This is a genomic window from Streptomyces sp. 150FB (genome assembly GCF_000818195.1).
In the GTDB taxonomy this organism is placed as follows: domain Bacteria; phylum Actinomycetota; class Actinomycetes; order Streptomycetales; family Streptomycetaceae; genus Streptomyces.
Genome location: NZ_JTHL01000001.1, coordinates 2486853 through 2488324 on the forward strand (window position 1 = coordinate 2486853; position 1472 = coordinate 2488324).

Below are 1472 nucleotides of genomic sequence, written 5' to 3' on the forward strand. Positions count from 1 at the left end.
TCGACCGGCGGCTGGTGTCGCTGCGTACCCGCGCGCAGGCGCTGACGAACCGCGCCGAGTCCGTGGAGCCGATCCTCAGCGAGCTGCGCAGGCGCTTCACGGCGGCCTGCTGGCAGGACCTCCAGCAGGTACCGGGACAGGCGGCGGACAGCGTGCGCCAGGCCGAGCAGAAGCTGAAGGAGGCCGGCAAGGCGCGCGAGGAGCAGCGGTGGCCGGACGCGACGGCGCTGCTCAGTACGGTCAGGGCGCTGCTGAACAGCACGGACGAGGCGGTGTCGGCGGCCGGTGACCGGCTGCGGCGGCTGAACGCCGTGGCGAAGGACCCGCAGCAGGAGATCGACCGTACGCGCTTCGCGATCCGCGACGCCCAGCGCCTCGCGATGGCCGGCCGGAACACCCCCGATCCCCGCCACGCCCGCCCGCTCGACGAGTCCGTGGCGCGGCTGGACCGGGCGGTGAGCGCGCTGGAGGGCCGCCACCCCGACTACTGGCACTTCCTGACCGAGACCGAGGACGTACGGGCCTCGGTGGCCCGGGTGGTCTCCGGCATCCGCGAGGAGCGCGGGGCGGGCGGCTGACCCGGCGCACGCTGTCCCCGGCCCGCTGCCCCGGCGCCCGCACATCACTCAGCCGCCACTCTGTGCCCGATTTGTCGGCTACTCGCACCGGGCTGATGCTGAGAGGACGTACGCCTTCCCGTACGCAGAAGGAGGCCGTCATGGCCGGCTCAGACCTCCGCAGCCCGCCGAAGCACCGTGTCAGGATCGACGAGCAGCTCCCCCTCGACCACCGGCTGAGCAATATCTACCGGATCGGTGCCGGGCTGATGGGGCTGGTACTGATCGCCTTCGGCATCCTGGGGCTGCTCGACCACGTCGGCTTCTTCGACACGGGCGGCGACACGGTCGCGGGCCTCAACACCAACGGCACCCTGAGCGTGCTGTCCCTCTGCGTCGGGGCGCTGCTCTTCGCGGGGATGGTGATCGGCGGCAACATCGCTTCGACCCTGAACATGCTCCTGGGGATCGTCTTCATCATCAGCGGCTTCGTCAACCTCGCGCTGCTGGACACCGGCGCCAACTTCCTCGCCTTCCAGATCCAGAACGTGCTGTTCAGCTTTGTTGTCGGGGTGATGCTGATGTTCTTCGGGATGTACGGGAGAGTCAGCGCGACGCTGCCGCACGACAACCCGTACTGGCGCGCACGCCACCCGGAGCAGGCAGAGCGGGAGCGGCACAGCAGGGCCCGAGGCCGCCACGGGCGGATCGGGGTCGGATAGCCTGAGGCCATGCCTCGCTACGAATTCCGCTGCCGGTCCTGTGGTGACACCTTCGAGCTGAGCCGCCCGATGTCCGAGTCGTCCGCGCCCGCCGCCTGCCCGGCCGGCCACGACGACACCGTGAAGCTGCTGTCGACCGTCGCGGTGGGCGGTACGTCGAGGGGCGCCGGTTCAGCGCCCGCCCCGGCGGCCG

General features: G+C 71.1%; 2 protein-coding genes and 1 pseudogene. All 3 read left to right on the forward strand.

Annotated elements, in window-relative coordinates:
- Positions 1 to 578: pseudogene (locus tag QR77_RS48485) on the forward strand (hypothetical protein); the annotation flags it as partial.
- A 140-nt stretch (positions 579 to 718) separates the two neighbouring features.
- The gene (locus tag QR77_RS10385; RefSeq protein ID WP_040021152.1) at positions 719 to 1279 is read left to right on the forward strand and encodes a DUF4383 domain-containing protein; all 561 of its coding nucleotides are present in this window, start codon (positions 719 to 721) and stop codon (positions 1277 to 1279) included.
- Positions 1280 to 1288: 9 nt separating this feature from the next.
- Positions 1289 to 1472, forward strand: a 184-nt coding sequence (locus QR77_RS10390) for a zinc ribbon domain-containing protein (protein ID WP_063798018.1), incomplete at its 3' end; no start/stop codon positions are given.

Bases quoted from the DNA above. Each gene is read 5' to 3' on its own strand.
- QR77_RS10385 (WP_040021152.1), top strand. From the start codon at position 719: ATGGCCGGCTCAGACCTCCGCAGCCCGCCGAAGCACCGTGTCAGGATC.